The organism is Halomonas salipaludis, assembly GCF_002286975.1.
GTDB classification, from domain to species: domain Bacteria; phylum Pseudomonadota; class Gammaproteobacteria; order Pseudomonadales; family Halomonadaceae; genus Franzmannia; species Franzmannia salipaludis.
Genome location: NZ_NSKB01000007.1, coordinates 206,716 through 228,026, shown reverse-complemented (window position 1 = coordinate 228,026; position 21,311 = coordinate 206,716). Strand labels below are relative to the sequence as shown.

At 67.3% G+C, this 21,311-nt stretch carries 17 protein-coding genes; 1 reads left to right on the top strand and 16 read right to left on the bottom strand.

The genetic code is table 11. The features are described from left to right. Positions 1-68: 68 nt before the first annotated feature. From etfB to pqqA, 16 genes are all read right to left on the bottom strand, one after another. Positions 69-911, bottom strand: a complete 843-nt coding sequence (gene etfB, locus CK498_RS19000; protein WP_095622428.1) for an electron transfer flavoprotein subunit beta — start codon at positions 909-911, stop codon at positions 69-71. Further along, a complete protein-coding gene (gene etfA, locus CK498_RS18995) occupies positions 901-2,217 on the bottom strand; it encodes an electron transfer flavoprotein subunit alpha (RefSeq protein ID WP_095622427.1) in 1,317 nt (438 codons plus the stop codon). The genes etfB and etfA overlap by 11 nt, the downstream gene beginning before the upstream one ends. Further along, positions 2,217-4,208, bottom strand: coding sequence for a (Fe-S)-binding protein (locus CK498_RS18990; protein ID WP_095622426.1), 1,992 nt, complete (start codon positions 4,206-4,208; stop codon positions 2,217-2,219). Before CK498_RS18990 ends, etfA begins: the two co-directional genes overlap by 1 nt. Positions 4,209-4,495: 287 nt before the next feature. Next, positions 4,496-6,571 carry a dimethylglycine demethylation protein DgcA gene (gene dgcA / locus CK498_RS18985; protein ID WP_095622425.1) on the bottom strand — a complete coding sequence of 692 codons (2,076 nt, stop codon included), beginning with the start codon at positions 6,569-6,571 and terminating at the stop codon, positions 4,496-4,498. A gap of 22 nt (positions 6,572-6,593) precedes the next feature. Continuing rightward, positions 6,594-7,139 carry a DUF5943 domain-containing protein gene (locus CK498_RS18980; protein WP_095622424.1) on the bottom strand — a complete coding sequence of 182 codons (546 nt, stop codon included), beginning with the start codon at positions 7,137-7,139 and terminating at the stop codon, positions 6,594-6,596. A 252-nt stretch (positions 7,140-7,391) separates the two neighbouring features. Further along, entirely contained in the window at positions 7,392-8,369 is a 978-nt protein-coding gene (locus tag CK498_RS18975) for a dipeptidase (RefSeq protein ID WP_095622423.1), read from the bottom strand. A gap of 176 nt (positions 8,370-8,545) precedes the next feature. Continuing rightward, entirely contained in the window at positions 8,546-9,265 is a 720-nt protein-coding gene (mtgA, locus tag CK498_RS18970) for a monofunctional biosynthetic peptidoglycan transglycosylase (protein WP_095622422.1), read from the bottom strand. Between the two features lie 120 nt (positions 9,266-9,385). Beyond that, entirely contained in the window at positions 9,386-10,501 is a 1,116-nt protein-coding gene (gbdR, locus tag CK498_RS18965; protein ID WP_095622421.1) for a choline metabolism transcriptional regulator GbdR, read from the bottom strand. A 284-nt stretch (positions 10,502-10,785) separates the two neighbouring features. Continuing rightward, the gene (gene fghA, locus CK498_RS18960) at positions 10,786-11,643 is read right to left on the bottom strand and encodes an S-formylglutathione hydrolase (protein ID WP_095622420.1); all 858 of its coding nucleotides are present in this window, start codon (positions 11,641-11,643) and stop codon (positions 10,786-10,788) included. Between the two features lie 168 nt (positions 11,644-11,811). After that, on the bottom strand, positions 11,812-12,921 hold the full coding sequence (locus CK498_RS18955) for an S-(hydroxymethyl)glutathione dehydrogenase/class III alcohol dehydrogenase (protein WP_095622419.1): 1,110 nt from the start codon (positions 12,919-12,921) through the stop codon (positions 11,812-11,814). A 195-nt stretch (positions 12,922-13,116) separates the two neighbouring features. After that, on the bottom strand, positions 13,117-15,564 hold the full coding sequence (locus tag CK498_RS18950; RefSeq protein ID WP_095622418.1) for an insulinase family protein: 2,448 nt from the start codon (positions 15,562-15,564) through the stop codon (positions 13,117-13,119). A gap of 13 nt (positions 15,565-15,577) precedes the next feature. Further along, a complete protein-coding gene (gene pqqE / locus CK498_RS18945) occupies positions 15,578-16,729 on the bottom strand; it encodes a pyrroloquinoline quinone biosynthesis protein PqqE (RefSeq protein ID WP_095622417.1) in 1,152 nt (383 codons plus the stop codon). Beyond that, positions 16,722-17,009: a pyrroloquinoline quinone biosynthesis peptide chaperone PqqD gene (gene pqqD, locus CK498_RS18940; protein ID WP_095622416.1), complete on the bottom strand. Its 288-nt coding sequence runs from the start codon at positions 17,007-17,009 to the stop codon at positions 16,722-16,724. Before pqqD ends, pqqE begins: the two co-directional genes overlap by 8 nt. After that, positions 17,006-17,785: a pyrroloquinoline-quinone synthase PqqC gene (gene pqqC, locus CK498_RS18935; RefSeq protein WP_095622415.1), complete on the bottom strand. Its 780-nt coding sequence runs from the start codon at positions 17,783-17,785 to the stop codon at positions 17,006-17,008. The genes pqqD and pqqC overlap by 4 nt, the downstream gene beginning before the upstream one ends. 83 nt (positions 17,786-17,868) lie before the next feature. Beyond that, positions 17,869-18,798, bottom strand: coding sequence for a pyrroloquinoline quinone biosynthesis protein PqqB (pqqB, locus tag CK498_RS18930; RefSeq protein ID WP_095622414.1), 930 nt, complete (start codon positions 18,796-18,798; stop codon positions 17,869-17,871). A gap of 146 nt (positions 18,799-18,944) precedes the next feature. After that, positions 18,945-19,016: a pyrroloquinoline quinone precursor peptide PqqA gene (gene pqqA, locus CK498_RS18925; protein ID WP_141246982.1), complete on the bottom strand. Its 72-nt coding sequence runs from the start codon at positions 19,014-19,016 to the stop codon at positions 18,945-18,947. Between the two features lie 387 nt (positions 19,017-19,403). On the opposite strand from pqqA, the gene CK498_RS18920 reads away from it, so the two are divergent. Then, on the top strand, positions 19,404-21,236 hold the full coding sequence (locus tag CK498_RS18920; RefSeq protein WP_095622412.1) for a methanol/ethanol family PQQ-dependent dehydrogenase: 1,833 nt from the start codon (positions 19,404-19,406) through the stop codon (positions 21,234-21,236). Positions 21,237-21,311: the final 75 nt, after the last annotated feature.

The window sequence follows — 21,311 nt, the reverse complement described above, 5'->3', positions numbered from 1 at the left end:
CAAATGCCGTAACGCATGAACCCCGGCCTAGACCGGGGTTCATGCGTTATGAGGGGGCGCTCATATCGTCAGCGCAGCACCCCCTCCTCATTCAGCAGCTTGAGGATCGCCTCGGCGCCCTGCTCCGCCGAGACGCCTTCCAGCACCTGGCCGCTGCCGCCCTCCGCCTTGGCGGCGGCGGCCTTGAAGCGGTCACGGGCCGAAGCGGCCTTGACGATCTTCAGGCGCTTGGGCCGCTTGCGGGCCGGGGCCAGCTGCCACTCGGCCAGTGCCCGGTCGGGTTGGGCAGCCACCGGAGTGACCTCGAGCTCGGCCCGGCGGGCCGGGCCGAAGGCGCTCTGGCGCGCCACCGGGGCCGCCGCATCCACGCTGACGATGGCCGGCAGACGCACCTTGAGACGTCGGCGCTGGCCCCGAGGCAGGGCCTGCAACAAGATCGCCACGCCGTTCTCGACCTTCTCCACCGCGGCCAGGCCATTGACCAGCGGCCAGCCCAGGCGTTCGGCCAGGGCATAGGGCAAGAGCCCCGAGCCCTCGCCGCGCTCCGCCCGGGCGCCAGTGATCACCAGCTGCGGCGGTGCCGCGGCCAGGTGCTCGGCCAGGGCCGGGATGGCATCGCTGCCCTCGGCCTGCTCGAGCAGGGTCAGGGTGTCCAGCCCCATGCCGGCGCCTGCGGCCATACCAGCGCCTGCGGCCATACCTAAGTACCCGCGCAGCGCCGCTTCGCCCTCCTCGCTGCGCGGGCCGGCATGCAGCAGACTGACCCGGCTGCCGGGCAGCTGGCGCTCCAGGCCCAGGGCCATCTCCAGGCCCCGGGCATCCTGATCGGCGCGGCGCGCGCGCCCGGTGATGGGGTGACGCCCCACCGAGACCAGTACCGCCACCTCGATTCCCTGCTGCTCAGGCCGCATCGCGCTGCCCTCCTCGCTGCTGTTCCACCATGGCCACCAGGGCGGCGAGGATCTCGCCGCTATCGCCGATCACCGCCAGGTCGGCGCGCTTGATCATGTCGCATCCGGGGTCGAGGTTGATGGCCACCACCTTGTCGCAGGTCTGGATCCCCTGCAGGTGCTGAATGGCGCCACTGATGCCCACCGCCAGGTAGACCCGGGCGGTGACCCAGGTACCGGTGGCCCCCACCTGACGATGACGCGCCATGAAACCGTCATCCACCGCCACCCGGGAAGCGCCTTCCGTCGCCCCCAGTACCTTGGCGGCATGGTGGAAGCCCTCCCAGTCTTTGACGCCATTGCCGCCGGAGAGGATGAACTCCGCCTCGGCCAGCGCCACCCCGGCGGGATCCACCGCCACCTGGCCCAGGTCCTCGATCCGCGAGAAGGCACTGGGGATCGTCTCCGCCAGGCTCACCGGCGCGGCGGCGTGACGGGTCTCGTCCACCGGCTCGGCGCACTCGGCCAGCGCCAGGGCGACCCGGGGCAGGGGCCGCTGGATATCCAGGCTCTCCGCCGCGCCGCGGGCGGTGCAGCGCCAGCCCAGCGGCGCCTCAGTATCGGCCTCGAGCTGCCAGACGCCGGTGGCGGGGCGCTCGTCTCTCCCCTCACCCAGGCGCAGCGCCAGGCGCCGGCCCAGGTCGGCCCCGCCCAGGGGCGAGTCGGGGAGCAGCCAGTGACGCGGCGCCAGTTCCCGCTCCACCGCGGTCAGCGCCGCCAGGCGCGCCTCGGGGGCGAAGCCGGCGTAGGCGTCGTCGCTGAGGTGCAGCAGGCGATCGATGCCCGCCTCACCAAAGGCCTGCTCTTTCAGCTCGCCGCCCCCCTCGCCCTTGTGCTGCCCAAATATCACCGCCAGCACGGCGCCGGGACGTTCGGGGTCGGCATCGGCCAGGCGCCGGGCCAGGCCCAGCAGGTCCTTATCGTGGCCGGAGAGGCGCCCACCGGTCATGTCCGGCACCACCGCCACCAGGAAGGCCGGTTCGGGAATCTCCACCTGGCGACGGCTATCCTGGACCGCCTGGCGGGTTGCACCCACCGCATGGCCGCCCTGCTGGGCGCCGCTGCGGTCGATGCGCTTGACGCCATTGGGGCCGATAAAGCCGATGGCATGGGGGTTCTTGCGAATCACCCCGTTGGGCCCCAGCCACTCGCTGGCGGCGCCGCCCCCGATGCCACCAAGGTCGGCGAGCACGCTGGCGTGCTCGGGATGCAGGCGGTTACGGGCGATCCACTCGCGGCGTGGATCGCGACGACGAATCTCACTCATCAGATCACCTCCTCGGCGGTGGGCCGTTGGGTCGCATCGACCGCCTCGGCGGCCGGGCGTGCCACCAGGGCGTCGGCCACCAGCTCGGCGATATCGCGCACCTCGGCGGTGGCATCCACCACCCCCTCGAGCATGGCGGTGCACTGGGGACAGCCCACCGCCACCAGCTCGGCGCCGGTCTCCTTGACGTCGTTCATGCGCATATCGGGAATCCGCCGCTCGCCGGGAATATCGGTGATCGGCGCCCCGCCGCCGCCGCCGCAGCAGCGCGAGCGGAAGCCGGAGCGTTCCATCTCCTTGACCTCGATGCCCAGCGCCTTGAGCACGTTGCGCGGCGCCTCATACTCGCCGTTATAGCGACCCAGGTAGCAGGGGTCGTGATAGGTGACCTTGCCGCCCTTCCAGGGCGCGAAGGCCAGCCGGCCGGCGTCATACAGCTCGGCGATAAAGGTGCTGTGGTGACGCACCTCGTAGCGGGCCGGCGCTCCGGGGCCGCCCAGCTCGCCATACTCGTTACCCAGCACATGGAAGCTGTGGGGGTCACAGGTGACGATGCGCTGGAAGCGGTACTTCGCGAGGGTCGCGATATTGCGCTTGGCCAGCGACTGGAAGGTCGCCTCGTCGCCCAGGCGCCGCGCCACGTCGCCGCTGTCGCGCTCCTCGGTGCCGAGCACCGCGAACTCCACCTCGGCGGCGCGCAGCACCTTGACCAGGGCGCGCAGGGTGCGCTGGTTGCGCATATCGAAGGCCCCATCGCCCAGCCACAGCAGCACCTCGGCCTGCTTGACGTCGGCCATCAGCGGCAGGTTGAGGTCCGCCGCCCAGTGCAGCCGCGAGCCCGGATCGAAGCCGCCGGGGTTGTCGGTGGCGATCAGGTTGTCGAGCACCTCGGCGCCCTTGTTGGGGGTCTGACCCCGCTCCAGGGTCAGGTGACGGCGCATATCGACGATGGCGTCCACGTGCTCGATCATCATCGGGCACTCTTCCACGCAGGCGCGGCAGGTGGTGCAGGACCACAGGGTCTCGGCGTCCACCAGGGCCTTGCCGCCCGTCGTTGCATCAGGGGCCACGATGGGCCCATGGGGGGAACCAGAATGCTCGCCCACCGGCTTGCCGGGGTAGGGAGAGCCGGCATAGCCCGCATCGCTGCCCCCGGCCAGGCCCACCACCATGTCCTGGATCAGCTTCTTGGGGTTGAGCGGCTGGCCGGCGGCGAAGGCCGGACACACCGCCTCGCAGCGCCCGCACTGCACGCAGGCATCGAAGCCGAGCAGCTGGTTCCAGGTGAAGTCGGCGGGCTTCTCGACGCCCAGCGGCGCCGCCTCGTCGTCCAGGTCCAGCGCCTTGAGGCCGGTGGAGCGGTTGCCCTCACCGAAGCGCTCGGCGCGGCGGTGGAAGGCCAGGTGCAGGGCGCCGGCGAAGGCGTGCTTCATGGGCCCGCCCCAGGTCATGCCGAAGACCATCTCGCCCAGGCCCCAGACCACCACGGCGGCCAGGACCAGCGCCAGCAGCCAGTGACCGAAGTCGGCGGGCAGCAGCCCCACCGTGGGCAGGGTGATCAGGAAGACGCCCAGGGAGAAGGCCGCCAGGCTCTTGGGCAGGCGCATCCAGGGGCCCTTGGAGAGCCGCGCGGGCGGATTGCGGCGGCGCTGGGCCACGAAGCGGCTGCCCACGAACATCACGGCGCTGGCCGCCAGCAGCAGCCAGCCCAGCACGCCCTGGGCCAGGCCGAAGCCATGCACCAGGATCATCAGCACGGCGGCGGCCACGAAGCCACCGGCGGTGGCCACGTGGGTGTTGGACATCACCTTGTCGCGCTCCACCACATGGTGCAGGTCCACCAGGTAACGACGCGGCAGGGCGGCCAGGCCCTTGAGCAGCGGCACGGCGGAGGGTCGCCCCTGGCGCCACAGGCGGATACGCCGAATGGCGCCGATCACCGCCAGGCCCAGGGCGGCGAAGATCAGGATCGGCAATAGGGTCTCGAGCATCTCGCTCACCTCGCAGGCTAGAAGTGGTGGTTTGACGTTAGCGGCCTGACGGGGTCAGCCATCGCTTGTCGGCGCTGTCAGCCGAGGGCCATCCACAAGCGCGCCACGCGTTCGCTATTCCGACTCTCGACTGGCAACCTGCGGTCACGGCGTGGAAGGGCCATCCCTGGCCCCCACGCCTCTGCCGAGTCCCTTCGGCAGTACCGCGTTGCGGCGTCTCGCCTCGGGCGAATCGCTGACGGCGCGGCTTGAGCATGCCCTCGGGCTGCACCAGACCACGTGCACCGTCAGAAGTCCTTGCAGATCCGCAGGGCGTCGTAGATGGCCGCGTGGGTATTGCGCGGCGCGGTGCAGTCGCCCAGGCGGAACAGCAGGAAGCCTTCTGCCCCCTCTTCGCTCAGGCAGGGCTGGGGCTGGATGGCGTAGAGCGCCTCCAGGTCCAGTTGGCCCTTGTTGCGAGACTGCTCCTTGAGCGCGTAGTAGAGGCCCTCGTCGGGACGCACGCCGTTCTCCACCACCACCTGGTCGACCACCCGCTCCTCCTGGGCGCCGGTGTACTCGTTCTCGAGCACTGCCACCAGGGAGTCGCCCTCGCGATAGACCTTATGCAGCATCAGGTCAGAGGTCATGATCACCTCCTTCTCGTAGAGGCTGCGGTAGTAGGTCGGGAAGGTGGTGCCGCCCACCGCCGCGCCGGGCTTGATGTCGTCGGTGACGATCTCCACCTTGGCGCCCTTGTCGGCCAGGAAATCCGCCGCCGAGACGCCGGAGAACTCGCAGATGGCGTCAAAGATCAGCACATTCTTGCCCGGCGCGACCTTGCCGGACAGCACGTCCCAGGTACTCACCACCAGGCTCTCCTCGGGGTTCTCCGAGTAGCCCCACTCCGGGAACTGGCTGAGGAAGGGCTGGCCACCGGTGGCCAGCACCACGATATCCGGGCGCAGGTCGAGCAGGGTCGCCTCGTCGGCGCGGGTCCCCAGGCGCAGGTCGACGTTGAGGCGCGCCAGCTCCAGCTGATACCAGCGGGTGATGCCAGCGATCTGATCGCGCTGCGGGGCCTGGGCGGCGATGGTGATCTGCCCGCCGAGTGCCTCGGCGGCCTCGAACAGGGTCACCTCATGGCCACGCTCGGCGGCGACGCGGGCCGCCTCCATGCCGCCGGGGCCACCGCCCACCACCACCACCTTGCGCTTGGGCCTTTCGCTCTTCTCGATGATATGGGGCAGGCCCATGTACTCGCGGGAGGTGGCGGCGTTCTGGATGCACAGCACGTCGAGGCCCTGGTACTGGCGGTCGATGCAGTAGTTGGCGCCCACGCACTGCTTGATCTGGTCGATCTGGCCCATCTTGATCTTGGCGATGATGTGCGGGTCGGCGATATGCGCCCGGGTCATGCCCACCAGGTCCACGTAACCGCCTTCCAGGATGCGCTGCGCCTGGTTGGGGTCCTTGATGTTCTGGGCGTGGATCACCGGCACGCTGACCACTTCCTTGATGCCCGCCGCCAGATGCAGGAAGGGCTCCGGCGGGTAGGACATGTTGGGGATGACGTTGGCCAGGGTGTTATGGGTGTCGCAGCCGGAGCCGACCACGCCGAAGAAGTCGAGCATGCCGGTGGCGTCGTAGTAGGCGGCGATCTGCTTCATGTCCTCATGGGAGAGGCCGTCCGGATGGAACTCGTCACCACAGATGCGCATGCCCACCACGAAGTCGTCGCCGACCTCGGCGCGCACCGCCTTGAGCACTTCCATGCCGAAGCGCATGCGGTTCTCGAAGCTGCCGCCCCACTGGTCCTCGCGCTTGTTGACCCGCGGGCTCCAGAACTGGTCGATCAGGTGCTGGTGCACGGCGGAGAGCTCGACGCCGTCGAGGCCACCTTCCTTGGCCCGGCGCGCGGCCTGGGCGAAGTCACCGATGATGCGCCAGATCTCCTCCTCCTCGATGGTCTTGCAGGTGGAGCGGTGCACCGGCTCGCGGATGCCGGAGGGCGACAGCAGGGTCGACCAGTCGTAGCCGTCCCAGCGCGAGCGGCGCCCCATGTGGGTGATCTGGATCATGATCTTGCCGCCGTGCTTGTGGACGGCGTCGGCCAGATTCTGGAAGTGCGGGATGATCCGGTCGGTGGAGAGGTTCACCGAGCTCCACCAGCCCTGTGGGCTATCGATAGAGACTACCGAAGAGCCGCCGCAGATGCACAGGCCGCAACCGCCCTTGGCCTTCTCCTCGTAGTAGCGCACATAGCGTTCGGTGGTCATGCCGCCGTCGGTGGCATGCACCTCGGCGTGGGCGGTGCTGACCACGCGATTGCGGATGGTCAGCTTGCCGATCTGGATCGGCTCGAAGATCGCGTCGAATGCCATGGTTCTCTCCTCGTACCCGAGCTTAGCGGGCGTCGCCGGTCAACGGCTTGGTCTCGAAATAGCCCACTTCACAGCCGTCTTCTGCGGCGCTCTGGGTCTGCTCGGCGAGAGTACGCAGCGCGCTACCACGCGCGGCGAGGATCTGGTCCATGGCGCCGGCAAACCAACCGGTGAACATGTACTCTTCCTTGTGTCCGGTCTTGCCGAGCTGGTAGACGAAGGCGCTGTGCTCCAGGCGCACCCGGCAGGTTCCCGCCTCGAGGTCGATGGCCTCGGTGATGAACTTGCCCCAGCCACGCTGGGAGAGCCGCTGCATGTAGTGCTCGAAGACCGCCACACCTTCCAGGCCGTGCGCTTCGGCCTCCTTCTCGCACCAGTGCCAGGCGCTCTTGTAGCCGGCGTGGTAGAGAATCTCGGCGTACTTGTCCACACCCAGCGCATCGGCGACGGCGGTGTGGTTGTTGATAAAGAAGTGGCGCGGCACATAGAGCATCGGCAGGGCGTCGGTGGTCCAGACGCCGGTCTCGCTATCCACCTCGATGGGCAGTTCGGGGGCCAGTTTGGTCACGGTCGAATTCCTAGAATCTTGCTGATTGTTTTGAAGTGGCGAAGCAGTGGTCGTTGCCGACATCGCTCGGGGCTGATCCGGGGGCAGGTCTGCGAGGAGGCGCTGTGAACCCATCCCTGGGCGCTACCTTGCGCCATCCATGGCGCAAACCTCCTCTTCTACCTACCCCCGGCGCCCCTCGCTATGGTGCCGGAGCTGCTGGATCGACAGGCCCCGGCGCTCCTCGCTACAGGGCTATCTCAGCCGCTATCGTCACTCGCCCCAAACATCCTTGAGTACCCGTACCCAGTTCTCGCCCATGATCTTGCGCACCTGGGGCTCGCTGAAGCCGCGGCGCAGCAGCGCCTCGGTGAGATTGGGGAACTCGCCGATGGTACGGATGCCCTCGGGGTTGATGATCTTGCCGAAGCTGGTCAGGCGGCGGGCGTAGCCCTTGTCGTGGGTCAACCACTCGAAGAAGTCCTGGCCGTGGCCCTGGGTGAAGTCGGTGCCGATGCCGATGGCATCCTCACCGACGATGTTCATCACGTACTCGATGGCCTCGACATAGTCGTCGACGGTGGCGTCGATGCCGGCGCGCAGGAAGGGGGTGAACATGGTCACGCCGACGAAGCCGCCGTGGTCGGCGATGAACTTGAGCTCCTCGTCGGACTTGTTGCGTGGATGCTCCTTGAGGCCCGAGGGCAGGCAGTGGGAATAGCAGACCGGCTTCTGCGACTCGAGGATCACCTCCTCGGAGGTCTTGCCGCCCACGTGGGAGAGGTCGCACATGATGCCGACGCGGTTCATCTCGGCGACGATCTCGCGACCGAAGCCGGACAGGCCGCCGTCGCGCTCGTAGCAACCGGTGCCCACCAGGTTCTGGGTGTTGTAGCACAGCTGCACGATGCCCACGCCGAGCTGCTTGAAGACCTCGACGTAGCCGATCTGATCCTCGAAGGCGTGGGCGTTCTGGAAGCCGTAGATGATGCCGGTCTTGCCCTCTTCCTTGGCGCGGCTGATGTCGGCGGTGGTACGCACCGGGCGCACCAGGTCGCTGCACTCGGCCATCAGCTGGTTGGACTTGACGATATTGTCGACGGTGGCCTGGAATCCCTCCCACACCGACACAGTGCAGTTGGCGGCGGTGAGGCCGCCGCGACGCATATCCTCGAGCAGCTCGCGGTTCCATTTGGCGATGATCAGGCCGTCGATGACGACGGCGTCGTTATGCAGGTCGAGCGGGGACATGGAGGTTGCTCCGGCAGTGACATGGACTTGCCGGCAGCATAGCGCCGCCCTAGGTGTGGGCGACGCTTGGAAACGACGGGGGGAATCCCAAAAGCGTCATGGTTGTCGCAATGTCGACAGCCGCACTCAGAGGGTGTCTACAAAATGCTGAGCGCGTGACCTTTGTAAACACCCTCTTAGAGCTGCTCCAGGTAACTGGCGCCACCGAGGTTGCTCATCTGCTGGCGAATCCAGGCGCTGCGCCGCTCGACGTGGGCGCTGGGCTGCGCAGCACTCCAGTTGCGCGGGCTGGGCAGGATCGCCGCCAGGCGGCTCGCCTGGTGGGCGTTGAGCTGGGCCGCGGAGACACCGAAGTAGTGCTGGGCGGCGGCTTCCAGGCCGAATACGCCGCTGTCCCACTCGGCGATATTGAGATAGACCTCGAGGATGCGCTCCTTGGGCCAAAGGGTCTCGATCAGCAGCGTGAACCACGCCTCGAGCCCCTTGCGCAGCCAGCTGCGCCCAGTCCACAGGAACAGGTTCTTGGCGGTTTGCTGGCTGATGGTGCTGGCGCCGCGCAAGCGACCTCCCTGGCGGCTGGCTTCCCAGGCACGCCGCATTTCGTCGACGTCGAAGCCGCGGTGGTGGGGGAAACGCTGATCCTCGGCGGCGATCACCGCCAGCTTGGCGTAGGCGGAGAGTTCGCCCCAGGCACGCCACTGGTGCTCGATGCGGATCGGCTCGCGGGCCACCCATGACTCGACCTTGCGCTCCACCATCACCATCGAACCGAACACCGGTACTACCCGAAACAGCAGCACCACCAGCACCGACAGGGCGACGAAGCCGATCACGGCATACAGCAGACCACGCAGTACGCCGCGTAGCGAGACTCGGTGTCGCCAGGCCAGGGCCATAGCAGGACTCCTCGGATCGATGGCGCCGTGCGCCCGGAATGACCTATGCCGGCAGTATAACAAGCGTGCCCCGATATTCGGGGCACGCTCTCAACGCAGAGATAGAAAGAGGCTGGCGGCCTAGAGCGGCACGCTGGCATAGGTCGGTTCGCCGCGCGCCTGGGCCAGCGCCACTACCGCGCTCGATACCAGCTCAGGGGAGGCGTCAGCCTGAGAGAGGGGGTGGACCACAGCCACCTCCACGCGCTGCCCCGGGCGCGAGATACCCAGTCGCTCGTCCCGCGGCGGCATACCGAAGTACTCGCGGTAGCACTTGGAGAAGTGTGGGGTAGAGACGAAGCCGCACGCCGAGGCGACTTCGATGATCGACATCGACGTCTGCTTGAGCAGCTGCCGCGCCCGGGTCAGGCGCAGCTTGAGGTAGTAGCGCGACGGCGAGCAGTGCAGGTACTTCTGGAACAGCCGCTCCAGCTGACGCCGCGACACATCGACGTAGTGGGCCAGCTCGTCGAGGCCGATCGGCTCTTCCAGATTGGCCTCCATCAGGGCGACGATCTCCAGTAGCTTGGGCTGGGTGGTGCCCAGCACATGCTTGAGCGGCACGCGCTGCTGGTCCTGCTCGTTGCGCACCCGGTCGTAGATGAACATTTCCGAGATCCCGGCAGAGAGCTCGCGGCCGTGGTCACGACCGATCAGGTTGAGCATCATGTCGAGCGGCGCGGTGCCGCCGGAGGCGGTAGCGCGGTCGCGGTCGATGGAGAACAGCCGGGTGGTCAGCGCTACCCGCGGAAAGGCTTCCTGCATGGCCGCCAGACACTCCCAGTGGATGCTGGTCTCGTAACCGTCGAGTAGCCCCGCACGGGCCAGTGCCCAGCTGCCGGTACACACCGAGCCGAGCCGGCGCGACTGGCGCGCCTGGGCCTGCAGCCAGTGAACGTGCTCGCGCTGCACGCTGCGGCTGGGCCCTACCCCGCCACAGACGATCACCATGTCGAGCGCCAGCGGCGTGGCGGTGGCGGCATCCGGGGTCACCTGCAGACCGTCACTGGCGCGCACCGGCCCACCGTCGAGGCTAAGCGTATACCAACGGTAGAGCTCGCGGCCGGCCAACTGGTTGGCCATGCGCAGCGGCTCGATGGCCGAGGCCAGTGAAATCAGGGTGAAGTTGTCCAGCAGCAGAAACCCCAGGGTCTGGGGTGCGGCAGGGGGTCGTGCGGCCTGGGGGGAAAACGTCATGGGTCACTCCAGCACGGTTGGCTAGGGGAGGTCGCCGACATCGCCGACGACCGCTGTTATCGTTATTAGGTGTCGCTTGCCTGTCGCGAATAGGCACGTCACACGGCAATGTAATCGCGCTGCGGCGCCGACACAGCTCAAATTTGCCTATCGCATCGCCGGGATGCAGTAATCTGCGACAATCGTGTCGCGAAGAGACATGCAGAGGTCGCACCGGTCGCCAGACATCAACCAAGGACGCCGCTGCAAGGCAGCGGCGTCGTGGAGGGATCATCGGCGAGCGTTCAGCGTTTCTTGAACAGGTGCTCGGCATGGTAGCGCAGGTGATCCTCGATGAAAGTAGCAATGAAGAAGTAACTGTGGTCGTAACCCGGCTGGCGGCGCAGCGTCAATGGGTGGTCGTGCTCGGCACACACCGCTTCCAGACGCTCGGGCCGCAACTGCTCTTCCAGAAAATTGTCGGCCTCGCCCTGGTCGACGAACAGCGGCTGGCGCGAGGCGCCCTTGGCCACCAGCTCACAGGCGTCGTACTGGGTCCAGCTGCCCGGATCGTCGCCCAGGTAGTTGCTAAAGGCCTTCTTGCCCCACGGGCAGGTGGTGGGATTGACGACCGGTGCGAAGGCCGACACCGAGGCATAGTGCCCCGGGCGGCGCAGCGACAACACCAGCGCCCCGTGACCGCCCATGGAGTGACCACTGATCGACTCGCGGCCGTTGACCGGGAAATGCTGCCGCACCACCGAGGGCAACTCCTCGGCCACGTAGTCGTACATGCGATAGTGCTTCGACCACGGCTCCTGGGTGGCGTTGACATAGAAGCCGGCGCCACTGCCGAAGTCGTAACTGTCATGCTCTCCGGGCAGGTCGGTACCGCGCGGGCTGGTATCGGGGCAGACGATGGCGATGCCCAGCTCGGCGGCCAAGCGCTGGGCTCCGGCCTTGTGCATGAAGTTCTCATCGTTACAGGTCAGTCCCGACAGCCACCATAGCAGCGGCACCCGCTCGTTCTCGGCCTGGGGCGGCAGGTAGATGGCAAAGATCATCTCGCAATCCAGCGCCCGGGAGTGGTGCTTGTAGCGCTTCAGCCAGCCGCCGAAGGATTTGTTGGCCGACACCAGCTCCAACTGTTCGCTCATGGTCATGTGGCGTTCTCCTCTAAGCCGATAAACCCCGGCCACCACTGGATAGCCGGGGAATTCCGCGCACTCTGATTCAGCAACAGCCGTGGCGCGTATTGCTCTAACGTTTCGCGCGGCTTCGGGCGCGTTTAACAGTCACGCGGCTTCGGGCGTGATCAAAAAGCGGCGCGTTTAAAAATGCAAAACAGTACGAATGCTCTTGCCGGCATGCAGTAGCTCGAAGGCCTCGTTGATCTGCTCGAACGGCATGTCGTGGGTGACGAACTCGTCGATCTTCAGCTCGCCGTTCATATAGCGCTCCACGTAGCCCGGCAGCTCCGAGCGCCCCTTGACCCCGCCAAACGCCGAGCCCTTCCAGACCCGCCCGGTGACCAGCTGGAACGGCCGCGTGGAGATCTCCTCGCCGGCCCCGGCCACGCCGATGATGATCGATTCGCCCCAGCCCTTGTGGCAGCACTCCAGCGCCGAGCGCATCACGTTGACGTTGCCGATGCACTCGAAGGAGTAGTCGACGCCGCCGTCGGTGAGGTCGACGATCACCTGCTGGATCGGGTCCGAGTAGTCCTTGGGATTGACGAAGTCGGTGGCACCGAACTGCTCGGCCAACTTGAACTTGTCAGGATTGACGTCGATGGCGATGATCCGCGAGGCCTTGGCCATCTGCGCGCCCTGGATCACCGCCAGGCCGATGGCACCCAGGCCGAACACGGCGACGGTGGAGCCTGGCTCGACCTTGGCGGTGTTGAGCACCGCACCGATGCCGGTGGTGACGCCGCAGCCGAGCAGGCAGATCTTGTCCAGCGGCGCCTGCTTGGAGACCTTGGCCAGCGACACCTCGGGCAGCACGGTGTACTCCGAGAAGGTCGAGCAGCCCATGTAGTGGTGCAGCATCTTGCCGTCCAGCGAGAAGCGGCTGGTGCCGTCGGGCATCAGGCCCTTGCCCTGGGTGGCGCGCACGCTGCCACACAGGTTGGTCTTGCCCGAGAGGCAGAACTTGCACTGGCCGCACTCGGCGGTATAGAGCGGAATGACGTGGTCGCCGACGGCTAGTGAGGTGACGCCCTCGCCGACCTCCTCGACGATGCCGGCGCCCTCGTGGCCGAGCACCGCCGGGAAGTTGCCCTCGGGGTCGGCGCCGGACAGGGTATAGGCGTCGGTGTGGCAGACGCTGGTGGCCTTGATGCGCACCAGCACCTCGCCGGCCTTGGGCCCTTCGACGTCGACCTCGGTGACTTCCAGCGGCTTGCCGGCTTCAAGTGCGACTGCGGCGCGTGACTTCATTGGCGGACTCCTGTTGTTGTTATCCATGCGGTGATGAATGACCCGCAGCGGTCGTCGATACTGGACCGGTGAATGCTGATCACAGTCTAGGTGAGCTTCGGAGGGGGGATTGTGCGGCAGCGGCATAACTGCGTTGCCGAGTGGCAATATTGCTGAACGGCAACAGTCACGGGGCTTCGGCAGTGCCGACCTGCGTCAGTGGGCCCCTGGCGGATGATGAAGCCACCAGCGTCGTGGCAGCGTGCCGGTATGCAAGGCCTCGGCGGCACCGAGCAGATCCTTGGGTGCCAAGCCGGCGAGGCTTTGCATGTCTTGCTGCCAGGGGCTGCCCAAGTGGCTCGGCAGGGCCGATTCGCCCACCGGCGGCGGTGCCTGGCGCAGCGCCTGCCATACTCGCTCGAGGGCGGCCGGGTAGGTTTCGGGTGGGCCATGGCGGGCCAGTAGCCCACGGCGCTGGGCGTCCAGCGCCGCGGGTGGGAGGCGCGCGAGCGGCACCGCCTCGGAGGCGATAAAGGCCTCGATGGCCTGGCGCAGGGTGTCGACGTCGGCATGCGGCGACTGCACCACATAGCCGAGTCGCGGCCAGCCGGCTGCCTCGCGGTAGCGCACCGCGGCGGCGTAGCCGAGGCCCTGACGCTGGCGTAGCGCCTGCTGGAAGGCGGCATCGTGGCACTGGCCGAGCAGGTGCAGCAGCCAGCGGCTGCGCGGGCTGGCGTCCGCACCCATCACTTCGAGCATCACCGCGTGGTCCGTGGCCCGGGGAGCGAGCCAGACCGTGTCGGTGGGATTCGCGGGTGGCGCTGGCGTGCCTGGCACTGGCGGGCACCGTGCCAGCAGGTCGGCGGCATCACTGGCCCAGCACAAGGGCGAGGGGGAGGCTTCGGTGTTGACCGGTGGCGGGGCGCTTTCCAGTCGGCCGAGCAGGCGCTGGGCGACCAGCCCGGCGGCGGGTGAGTCGGCGGCGTGGGCATACCCGTCAGCCGGCCAGGCCGCCAGGGCCTGCTCGGCCAGGGCGCGCACCTGGTCCGGTGTGCCGCTAGCGATCAACCAGTCGCCGAGGCGGTCGCCGCCGAGCTGCAGTCCGGCGCCCTGAGCCTGCGCCGCTTGGCTCAGCGCCAGGCAGCGTTGGCGCCAGTGGTGTAGTCGGGCGCCAGACTCAGGCGCCGGCCAGCCCAGGGCGCAGTGGCTGACGGATTCGGCCTCGTGCTCGGCCGCGGGCCAGGGCGGTCGCCCGAGCCAGCATCGACGGGTATCCGATGTCTCAGGGGCGCCCATCGATGAGGTGTCGAGTCGCGGAGCCGGACGCGGTGCTGGGGCATGTGGCGGGCTAGCTGCCGGTAGCGCGATGGGTTGCACCCACGTGGCGGTCTCCTCAAGGAGGCGCCAGTCGGAGTTTTGTTGTGCTGCGGCCGGTTGCTGCCAGAGCAGCCGGCACTGATCCGGCGCCAGCCAGGCGGCCAGGGCCGCGTGGCCGTCGCTGCGCACCGAGGCCGGTGGGTTGGGGGCCTGCCCGGAGAGGCGCCGGGCCTGGCGTCGCGGCCACTGGTCGAGTGCTGCGGTGTTGTTAGCGGCAAGGCTAATGGGGGGTGTCAGCGGATCCCGCAGGGCCTCGCCCATGGCCGGGTAGAGGCAGGCCAGCAATTCGCTCAGTGGCGGAGGGGGAGAGGCGAAATCGAGGCGCAGCGAGAGTCCCGGGCCGCTGCCGGCCGGCTCGCTGGTGACCTGCATATCGCTTAGCGTTGCTGTCTGGCCAAGGGTCGCGGCCAGGGCGCCGTCGGCGAGGTGTGCCGCCACGCCGTCGAGGTAGGGGCGGTAGGCGTTGGCCAGGTCGACCGGCAGCGGCCACAGCAGCTCCATGCAGTGGCTGGCGTCGTGGGTTGCGTCGGGCAACTGCCAGGCCACGCCACCGGGCTCGGCCCAGCGCCAGGCCCGTGTCGGTGCGGGGGGCGGGGCGCTGGCGTCGAGCGCGGCGGCGTGGTGGGCCAGCAGCGCGAGCTGCTCCTCGAGTGGCTGTGGCCCGAGCATCGCCAGCGCCATGCGCGGGGGGCGGTAGTGGCGGTGCAGCGTACGCAGTTCGGCGGCCAGCGCCTCGCCGCTGCCGGCCAGGCTGGCAGCGTGGCCGGCGTGGCACAGCTGCGCAGCATGCCCCGCGCGACACAGCTGGCCGAGGGCGGCGAGCCGATGCAGCTCGGGGTCGGCGAGCCGGGCGCGGAACTCGGCGTCGAGCACCGCCACTTCGCGCTCGACCAGCGCAGGATCGAAGCAGGGCCAGGCCAGCAGCTCGCAGAGTCGGGCGAGGCCGTCCCCGGCGGCCGCTGGGGGCAGTTGCAGGTGAACGTCGGTGGCGGTGTCGCCGGTATAGGCGTTGTAGCGCCCACCCTGCTCGCCGACCCAGCGGCTCAGGGCATCGCTCTCGGGCCAGCGGCGGCTGCCGAGAAACAGGGCGTGTTCGAGCAGGTGGGCGAGCCCCGGGCGCGCGGCGGGCTCATCGAGGTAGCCGAGATCGACGGCGCCGGCCAGCCGCGTCAGGTGGGCGCCGGGCACCTCGGCGGCGAGCATCCATAGGCCGCTGGCGTGCCGCTGTGCGCGACAGCGGCTACCCGCTGGCAGGCCCCGGCTCAGGTCGCTATGGTTCGCGCGCATGCTGCGTCCTCGCCTAGGCGCGACAGAAGACCTGGGACTCGCGGGCGTTGCGTAGCGTCAGCGCCTGCGCCGAGCGGCCGTCGTCGGCGGCCTCGCGGCGCGCCGCTTCGATCAGGTGGTGGTCCGGGGACAGGTCGCAGACCGGGTCGGTGGCGGCCGGGTCGCCGGTCAGCATATACGCCTGGCAGCGGCAGCCGCCGACGTCCTTGTGACGCTCGTCGCAGCTGCGGCAGGGCTCCTGCATCCAGTCGTCGCCGCGGTAGCGGTTGAAGGCGGCACTGTCGTACCAGATCTCCTGCAGCGGGCGCTCGCGGGCGTTGGGGAAGTCCATTGGCAGCATCCGCGCGCTGTGGCAGGGCAGCACCGCGCCGTCCGGTGCCACGGTCATGAAGATCGAGCCCCAGCCGCCCATGCACGCCTTGGGCCGGTCGGCGTAGTAGTCGGGCACCACGAACAGCAGGCGCATGTCGCGGCCGCGCTCGGCGAGGCGCTGGCGCCAGCGCTGGGTGGTGGCCTCGGCGGCTTCGAGCTGGGCCTGGCTGGGCAGCAGCCCGGCACGGTTGAGGTGCGCCCAGCCGTATATCTGGCAGTTGGCCAGCTCCACGGCGTCGGCGCCGAGGTCGTCGCACAGGGCGATGATGGTATCGAGCTGGTCGATATTGTGACGATGCAGTACCACGTTGAGCACCATCGGATAGCCGGCCTCCTTGACCGCCCGGGCCATGGCCAGCTTCTTGGCATGGGCCTTGGCTGAGCCGGCCACCGCGGCGGCAACGTCGGGATCGGAGGCCTGCAGGCTGATCTGGATATGGTCGAGGCCGGCATCGCGCAGGGCGTGGATGCGCGCCTCGTCGAGGCCCAGCGCCGAGGTGATCAAGTTGGTATAGAAGCCCAGCCGGCGGGCCTCGGCGACCAGCGTTTCGAGGTCCTTGCGCACCAGCGGTTCGCCGCCGGAGAAGCCCAGCTGCACCGCGCCCATGGCGCGGGCCTGGGTCAGCACCTCGATCCACTCCGCGGTGGTCAGCTCCTGCTTGACCGCAGCGAAGTCCAGTGGGTTGGAACAGTAGGAGCACTGCAGCGGGCAGCGGTAGGTGAGCTCGGCAAGCAGCCACAGCGGTGCGCCTGTGGCGCCATTGGCGGTGGCGGTATCGGTGTGATCAGTCATGCTGGATCCAGCCTTGTTGCTGAGCGTCGGCGAGGAAGGCGTGCACGTCCTCGGCGATGGCCCCGTCGGGGGCCTCGGGGAACTGCGCCTGCAGCCGCTCGATCAGCGTGGCGACGTCGCGCTGGCCGTCGAGCTGGCCGAGAATCGCCCCGGCGCTGTCGTTGAGTTTGACCATACCCTCGGGGTAGAGCAGCACGTGGCGCTGCTGGGCCTCTTCCCACTGTAGTCGCCAGCCGCGGCGCAGGTAATAGACACGGCTGCTGTCAGAGTCCTGATTCATGCTAGCCCCCGGTGATAGACGCGCTGGTCGGTCACGCTGTGGTAGGGCGGCCGCTCGAGCTGGTAGGCCAGGGTCATGGCGTCGAGCATGCTCCACAGCACGTCGAGCTTGAACTGCAGGATCTCCAGCGCACGCTCCTGGGCGGCGCGGGTGGTGCACACGGCGAGGGCCACCTCCAGGCCATGGTCGACGTCACGTCGCGCCTCCTTGAGGCGCTTGCGGAAGTAGCCGTAGCCGGCCTCGTCGATCCACGGATAGTGGGTCGGCCAGGTGTCCAGGCGGCTCTTGTGGGCCTCTGGCGCGAACAGTTCGGTGAGCGATGAGATCGCCGCCTCGCGCCAGTCGGCGCGGCGCACGAAGTTGACGTAGGCGTCCACCGCGAAGCGCACTCCGGGCAGCACGTGCTCCTGGGACCACAGCTCGTCGCGGGACAGGCCCACGGCTTCGCCGAGGGTCAGCCAGGCCTCGATGCCGCCGCCGTCATCGTCGTGGCCGTCGTGGTCGAGCAATCTCTGTATCCAGCGCCGCCGGGTCGCGGCGTCCGGGCAGTTGGCCAGCAGCGCGGCGTCCTTCTGGGGAATATTGATCTGATAGTAGAAGCGGTTGGCCACCCAGCCGCGCAGCTGCTCGGGCGTGGCGCGGCCCGCCGCCATATCGACCTGGTAGGGGTGATGGATATGGTAGTAGTCGCCCTTGGCCAGCAGCGCCTGGCGGAAGGCGTCGGGGCTCATGGCCTCTCCCGAAGTGTCGCTTAGCGTTGATGCGATGGCGGTCATATAAGGCTCCCTGGCAGGCAACAGCACTATTATTATTTGTGACAGGTGTTAGTTATCTGTGACGCGGGATTGCGGGTGAGGGTTCACACCTCCAGGCGCATGCCGTCGAAGGCCACTTCGATGCCGCGCGCGGTGAGCTCGGCGCGCTGCTCGGAGCGCTCGTCGAGAATCGGGTTGGTGTTGTTGATATGTATCAGCACGCGCCGGGTGGAATCGGGCAAGGCCTCGAACTCGCTAAGCAGGCCGTGCTCGCCGGACAGTGCCAGATGGCCCATGTCGCGGCCGGTAGCGCGGCCCACGCCGGCCTGGATCAGCTCGTCGTCCTGCCACAGGGTGCCGTCGACCATGATGCAGTCGGCCTGCTGCAGATAACCGCGGGTGCGCTCGTCGAGTTCGCCCAGGCCAGGCGCATAGAACAGCCGCGTGCCACGGCTGGCGTCCTCGACCATCAGGCCGATATTGTCGCCCGGCGTCGGCGCACCACGGCGCGGCGAGTAGGGCGGCGCATTGCTGGTCAAGGCCACCGCGGTAAAGGTCAGCCCCGGGCAGGCCGGCACCTTGAACTCGGCCTCCCAGTGGCCGTCGTCGATGCCGATGCGCTGCCACTCGAGTCCGCCCTGCCAGTGCTCGAGCATGCGGAACAGCGGAAAGCCGGTGCTCAGGTCCTGATGCACATTGGGGGTGCACCACACCTCGAACGGGCAGCCTTCGCGCAGCGACAGCAGGCCGGTGGCGTGATCGATCTGGGCATCCATCAGCACCACCCCGGAGATGCCGCTGTCGCGGGGAATGCGCTTGGGGTGCAGCTCGGGGTTGGCGGCCAGCTGGGCGCGGATATCCGGTGAGGCGTTGCACAGCAGCCAGCGCTCGCCGTCGCTGCTGATGGCGATCGACGACTGGGTGCGCGGGGTGGCCTCGATGCTGCCGTCGCGTACGCCGCGGCACAGTCGGCAATTACAGTTCCACTGTGGAAAGCCGCCGCCTGCCGCTGCCCCGAGTACCAGTATCTGCATACCACCTCCCGGCGTCTTGCTGTGTGCCGCGAATGGCACACCGTTAATGAAGTCTTGAGGCGAAGCTAATCATCAACCGCCGGCATTTCATACCTGCCAAAAGCAAGACGCCCCGAAAATCGGAGCGTCTTACCAGTAGGCCGTGATCAGCGATTGGAGATATAGAGCGTGACTTCGAAGCCTAGGCGCAGATCCTGATAGGTCGGCTTGGTCCACATAGGAACACTCCTGTTGGCGGTGGATGTGTACTGCATTGACCAGTAAAGCACGTTGTGGGTTCCACGCCTTGCTACCTAAGTCGCATGCTGCAGGGCTCGGCGCTGGGCAGGGCGTTTGGCAAATGGCGTGCGATCCCGGTATCGCTTATAAAGCATGAGATTACGGGGACTTTTCAGTGAGGCGGGATACTTTTTGCGGATTATGCCGCCACAGCAAAAGTCTTTTGACCGTTCCAGAAGGCGAAAACCTATGCTAACACCCCGGTGCAAGGCGGTTTCTTGTGCTAGACCTGGAGTGTGCTGTTAGGAATACCATAACAATGAAAGATGCATCCGTGGCCCAGTCCCGGGCGAGGGGATGCACCTTCAGTGCTAGGAGACAACGCCATGCATCTCAAGATGAGCTGCGCACTCGCAGCTGCGGGGCTTCTGGCTGTCACAGCGGCGACTACCCACGCCAATGACAGCCTGATGGAACTACTCGAAAACGATGACCTATGGGCCACCCAGCTCGGTAACTACCAAGGCCACCGCTACAGCAACCTCAGTGACATCAACCGCGACAACGTCAGCAACCTGCGGCCCGCCTGGCAGTTCTCTACCGGCGTGCTGCGTGGCCATGAAGGCGGGCCGCTGTACGTCGGCGACGGCCGGCTCTATATCCACACGCCCTTCCCCAACAAGGTGTTCGCACTCGATCTGGAAGAGGATGGCCGGGTGATCTGGTCCTACGAACCGGATCAGGACTCGCGCGTCATTCCGGTGATGTGCTGCGATACCGTCAATCGCGGCGTGGCCTACGCCGACGGCAAGATCTTCCTCAACCAGGCCGACAACACCGTGGTGGCACTCAACGCTGAGGATGGCGAGGTGCTGTGGGAAGTCAGCAACGGCGACCACACCCAGGGCGAGACCATGACCATGTCGCCGCTGGTGGTGCATGACAAGGTCATCGTCGGGGTCAGCGGTGGTGAATACGGTATCCGTGGCCACCTCACCGCCTACGACATCGAGACTGGCGAGATGGCCTGGCGCGGCTACTCCCAGGGTCCCGATTCCGATGTGCTGATCGACCCGGAAACCACCCTGATGATGGGCGAGCCGATCGGCGAGGCCGACCTCGGCGTGACCACCTGGCCCGACGGCGAGTGGGAGCGCGGCGGTGGCGCGCCCTGGGGCTGGGTAACCTATGATCCCGAGCTCGACCTGATCTACTACGGTACCGGTAACCCGGGCACCTGGAACCCCGATCAGCGCGCCATCGATGGTGAGCCGGCGGATAACAAGTGGGGCATCACGGTATTCGCCCGCGATCCTAATACCGGCGAGACCAAGTGGGTCTACCAGAAGGTACCGTTCGACGAGTGGGACTATGACGGCGTCAACGAGAACGTGCTGATCGACGTCGAGGTCGATGGCGAGACCCGCAAGGGCCTGTCGATCATCGACCGCACCGGCTTCGGTTTCCTGATGGATCGCGAGACCGGCGAGCTGCTCACCGTCGAGAAATTTGCCCCGGAAACCAACTGGGCCACCCACTACGACATGGAGACCGGGCGTCCGGTCGTCGCCGATGAGTTCAGCCCCTTCACTCAGGGGGTGGACGTCAATACCACCGATATCTGCCCCACTGCGATGGGCGCCAAGAACATGCAGCCGAGCTCGTTCTCGCCGAAGACAGGCCTGATCTATGCTGGTATCAACCGCATCTGCATGAACTATGAGCCCTTCGAGACCGACTATGTGGCGGGCCAGCCCTATGTGGGTGCAACCCTGACCATGATGCCGGCACCGGTGGAGAACGGTGGCATGGAAGGCCGCATGGGCAGCTTCATGGCCTGGGATCCGGTCGCCGGGGAAGTGGTATGGGAAGTCGACGAACGCTTCGCGGTATGGAGCGGCGCGCTGACCACTGCCGGTGATCTGGCCTTCTACGGCACTCTCGAGGGCTACGTGAAGGCGGTGGATATCGAGACCGGCGAAGAGCTGTGGCGCTTCAAGACCCCATCCGGGATCATCGGTAACGTCAATACCTTCCGCCATGAGGGCAAGCAGTACATCGCCGTGCTCTCCGGGGTCGGCGGCTGGGCCGGCATCGGTCTGGCGGCAGGGCTCGAGGATCCCGAGGAAGGTCTCGGTGCGGTGGGTGTGTTCTCTGCCCTTGAGGACTACACCGAACTGGGCGGCGTGCTGACCGTGTTCGAACTGCCCGACGCCTGAACGCAGTGACTGCCATGGCGCCTTGCGCCATGGCAGACCTCTCCTGCAAGGAGCTGCAAGTCCCTAACGGCGACA

What these genes read in the sequence shown, in the direction of transcription:
- etfB (WP_095622428.1), bottom strand. Translation starts at nt 911, where the DNA reads ATGCGGCCTGAGCAGCAGGGAATCGAGGTGGCGGTACTGGTCTCGGTG.
- etfA (WP_095622427.1), bottom strand. Translation starts at nt 2,217, where the DNA reads ATGAGTGAGATTCGTCGTCGCGATCCACGCCGCGAGTGGATCGCCCGT.
- CK498_RS18990 (WP_095622426.1), bottom strand. Translation starts at nt 4,208, where the DNA reads ATGCTCGAGACCCTATTGCCGATCCTGATCTTCGCCGCCCTGGGCCTG.
- dgcA (WP_095622425.1), bottom strand. Translation starts at nt 6,571, where the DNA reads ATGGCATTCGACGCGATCTTCGAGCCGATCCAGATCGGCAAGCTGACC.
- CK498_RS18975 (WP_095622423.1), bottom strand. Translation starts at nt 8,369, where the DNA reads ATGTCCCCGCTCGACCTGCATAACGACGCCGTCGTCATCGACGGCCTG.
- mtgA (WP_095622422.1), bottom strand. Translation starts at nt 9,265, where the DNA reads ATGGCCCTGGCCTGGCGACACCGAGTCTCGCTACGCGGCGTACTGCGT.
- gbdR (WP_095622421.1), bottom strand. Translation starts at nt 10,501, where the DNA reads ATGACGTTTTCCCCCCAGGCCGCACGACCCCCTGCCGCACCCCAGACC.
- fghA (WP_095622420.1), bottom strand. Translation starts at nt 11,643, where the DNA reads ATGACCATGAGCGAACAGTTGGAGCTGGTGTCGGCCAACAAATCCTTC.
- CK498_RS18955 (WP_095622419.1), bottom strand. Translation starts at nt 12,921, where the DNA reads ATGAAGTCACGCGCCGCAGTCGCACTTGAAGCCGGCAAGCCGCTGGAA.
- CK498_RS18950 (WP_095622418.1), bottom strand. Translation starts at nt 15,564, where the DNA reads ATGCGCGCGAACCATAGCGACCTGAGCCGGGGCCTGCCAGCGGGTAGC.
- pqqE (WP_095622417.1), bottom strand. Translation starts at nt 16,729, where the DNA reads ATGACTGATCACACCGATACCGCCACCGCCAATGGCGCCACAGGCGCA.
- pqqD (WP_095622416.1), bottom strand. Translation starts at nt 17,009, where the DNA reads ATGAATCAGGACTCTGACAGCAGCCGTGTCTATTACCTGCGCCGCGGC.
- pqqC (WP_095622415.1), bottom strand. Translation starts at nt 17,785, where the DNA reads ATGACCGCCATCGCATCAACGCTAAGCGACACTTCGGGAGAGGCCATG.
- pqqB (WP_095622414.1), bottom strand. Translation starts at nt 18,798, where the DNA reads ATGCAGATACTGGTACTCGGGGCAGCGGCAGGCGGCGGCTTTCCACAG.
- CK498_RS18920 (WP_095622412.1), top strand. Translation starts at nt 19,404, where the DNA reads ATGCATCTCAAGATGAGCTGCGCACTCGCAGCTGCGGGGCTTCTGGCT.